Origin of the sequence: Mesorhizobium sp. M5C.F.Ca.IN.020.32.2.1 (assembly GCF_004023105.1) — a bacterium.
Taxonomy (GTDB): Bacteria; Pseudomonadota; Alphaproteobacteria; order Rhizobiales; family Rhizobiaceae; genus Mesorhizobium; species Mesorhizobium wenxiniae.
The window spans coordinates 1-2,759 of the sequence record NZ_RZSX01000831.1 but is presented as its reverse complement, the minus strand read 5'-3'; the positions used below and the strand labels follow the sequence as shown (position 1 = coordinate 2,759).

Genomic DNA, 2,759 nt, shown 5'->3' with positions numbered 1-2,759 from the left:
CGCCAAGATCGACGCCTATCTGGCGAAGGCCGGCAGCGACAAGTCCAGGATCCTGAGCGCCACGGTATGGCTGCGCGACATTGCCGACTTCGACAAGATGAACGCCGCCTGGGATGCCTGGATCGACAAAAGCGCCATGCCGGTGCGGGCAACGGTCGAGGCCCGGCTCGCCGGCGACGGCTACCGGGTCGAGATCATGGTGACCGCTGCCGCCTGAACTGCGATCTATTGGAGAGACGACGCCATGGCTCGAGACCTGACCATCGCGGTCTGCCAGACCGGCCCGATACAGAAAAGCGCGCAACGCGCCGAAACGGTGGACCGGCTCATCGCGCTTCTGGAAAGAGCGGCTGCCGCCGGCGCCGAAATCGCGGTGTTTCCCGAACTGGCGCTGACAACCTTCTTTCCGCGTTGGCGGATCGACGACCAGGCCGAGATCGAGGCGTTCTTCGAGCCTGATATGCCGGGCCGGCAGACGCAGCGCCTTTACGACGCCGCGGCGCGGCTCAAGATAGGCTTCGCGCTCGGCTATGCCGAGCTGACGCGCGTCGATCGGGGCCGCTTCAACACGATGGATCTGGTCGGGCAGGACGGCAAGCTTGTCGGGCGCTATCGCAAAATCCATGTGCCGGGATCGAGTGAGCCGGAACCGGGCACGACCGTCCATCTCGAGCGGCGTTATTTCGAGCCCGGCAATCTCGGTTTTCCGGTCTTCGTCTATCGCGGCGTGCGCGTCGGCATGGCGATCTGCAACGACCGGCGCTGGCCGGAGACCTACCGCATGCTCTGCCTCAACGGCGCCGAAATTGTCCTGATCGGCTACAACACGCCGCTGCTGCTCGATGAGGCGCCGGCGCTGGCGCATCTGCGCATGTTCCACAACCACCTGCCGATGCAGGCCGGCGCCTATCAGAACACGGTCTGGGTCGCGGCAGCGGCCAAGGCCGGCGTCGAGGACGGCCAGGCCTTGATCGGCGGCTCCTGCATCATCGCCCCGACCGGCGAAATCGCGGCGCAGGCGATGTCGCTCGGCGACGAGGTGATCGTCCATCGCGCCGATCTCGACCTGATAGCCGTCTGCCGCAAGGTGAATTTCGACTTCGCCAGATATCGCCGGCCTGACCAATACCGGCTGATCGCGGATCAGGTTTGAGGTGACAGCCCTCGCTGGCCGTTCGCGTTCCGTTATTGCGTTACCATCACAGGACTTCGAAACTAGTTCCTCTGCACAGAGGACTTGGTTCTTAGACTGAGCCTGAAAGCGGCTGTGGACGGTCGTCGGCCGGCCTCCAGCCGCCATCTCTGACGCTGGCGATTGGGCATAAGTCACCACGACTTCGTCATCCCAGGGCGGAGCAAGGAGCGAAGCGACGCGGCGCAGACCCTGGGATCCATTCCGTTACCTCAGCCGAAGAATGCAGCGGCTCAGAACGGTGCTTGTATTCGCAACTGTGCTCGTTACCCTTCAGCCATGACCGGCTATGCCTATATGACCGCGAGCCAGAAGCGCGGCACGATCTACATCGGCGTCACCAACGACCTCGGCCGCCGCATGCCGGAGCACAAATCCGGCCAGGGCTCGCGCTTCACCAGCCGCTACGGCGTGCAGCGTCTGGTCTGGTACGAGGAACATTTCGACATTCGAGACGCCATCCAGCGTGAGAAGTCGCTGAAGCGTTGGCCGCGCCAATGGAAGATGGAGCTGATCGAGAAGCCAGAGTGGTTCGAGCTTTTCGCGGAACGGGCTGGTAGCGTCCGGTTCTGGTCCGCTGCATTCTTCGGCTGATGTCACGGAATGGATCCCAGGGTCTGCGCCGCGTCGCTTCGCTCCTTGCTCCGCCCTGGGATGACGAAGTGGAGGGATGCTTCGGCTAATCCTAGATGTTTGCGACCTGCCACTGACAGGAATCATCGACGTTCGCTGCCGATCGGCTCGACCTGCCAAAACTACTTGTGTCGAGGATGCCCTCAGCCTCACCCCGTCAGGATCGAAGAACGGCATCGCCGACACCACCGCGCGTGTCGGCGCGCCATCGATGTCGATGCTGAGCACCGTCCCGATCTGCGTGAACGGCAGCCGCAGATGCGCGGTCGCCAGCACCTTGCCCGAGGAATAGCCGTGGTCGCTATAGTGACGACGCCGGATCCTCGCCGTCGGCCAGAACGCCGGATAGGCCTTCTCCAGTCCAAGCGTGAATATCGCCAGCACGCCATAGGGTTTCAGGCCGAAATCCTGGCCGGCCCGCATCAACGCGTCCCAGACGGTGGCGGCCTCGTCGGCCGGCACGAAAAGCTCGAAGCCGAGCTCGCCGGTCACGCCGGTGCGCGAGATCAGCAGCTTCGTCTCGCCGATGCGCGCTGTGGTGAACGACCAGCGTTTCAGCCCATCCAGATCAGCGTCCTGCACCAGCACCTTCAAAAACTCGCGCGAGCGCGGCCCGCCAACCTAAATTCATCCCGCTCTAGGAAACAGCAACGAGATGACCGTTGCCAAGATCCTTCAGGGCCAGTTTCGGCGGCTCCTCGCCGATTTTTCGAGTCGGGCTCGGGATCTCCTGGTCGAGACGCGCGAAACGCGGCCGGCGCCTTGCCGGATCGGGCACCGGCACGGCCTCGATCAAGCGCTTCGTGTAGGGATGGCGCGGGTTCGAAAAGACCTGGTCGCGGGTGCCCATTTCGACGATCTGGCCGAGATACATGACGGCGACACGATCGGAAATGTTCTCGACCACCGCCATGTCGTGCGAGATGAACAGATA

4 protein-coding genes and 1 pseudogene are annotated in these 2,759 nt (G+C 63.3%); 3 read left to right on the top strand and 2 right to left on the bottom strand.

Annotation, left to right across the window (positions count from 1 at the left end; all coding sequences use genetic code 11):
* The 3 genes from EOA86_RS29530 to EOA86_RS29520 all read left to right on the top strand — a co-directional run.
* Positions 1-217: RidA family protein (locus EOA86_RS29530; protein ID WP_164892100.1), on the top strand; the 217-nt coding region annotated here is incomplete at its 5' end.
* Positions 218-244: 27 nt separating this feature from the next.
* The gene (locus EOA86_RS29525; RefSeq protein ID WP_128344881.1) at positions 245-1,153 is read left to right on the top strand and encodes a nitrilase-related carbon-nitrogen hydrolase; all 909 of its coding nucleotides are present in this window, start codon (positions 245-247) and stop codon (positions 1,151-1,153) included.
* Positions 1,154-1,471: 318 nt separating this feature from the next.
* On the top strand, positions 1,472-1,786 hold the full coding sequence (locus EOA86_RS29520) for a GIY-YIG nuclease family protein (protein WP_128344879.1): 315 nt from the start codon (positions 1,472-1,474) through the stop codon (positions 1,784-1,786).
* A gap of 390 nt (positions 1,787-2,176) precedes the next feature.
* Here EOA86_RS29520 and EOA86_RS40750 read toward each other — a convergent pair.
* Positions 2,177-2,431 (bottom strand): annotated as a pseudogene (locus tag EOA86_RS40750) (aminomethyl transferase family protein); the annotation flags it as partial.
* A 31-nt stretch (positions 2,432-2,462) separates the two neighbouring features.
* On the bottom strand, positions 2,463-2,759 hold a 297-nt coding region (locus tag EOA86_RS29510), incomplete at its 5' end, for an oligopeptide/dipeptide ABC transporter ATP-binding protein (protein ID WP_348633370.1).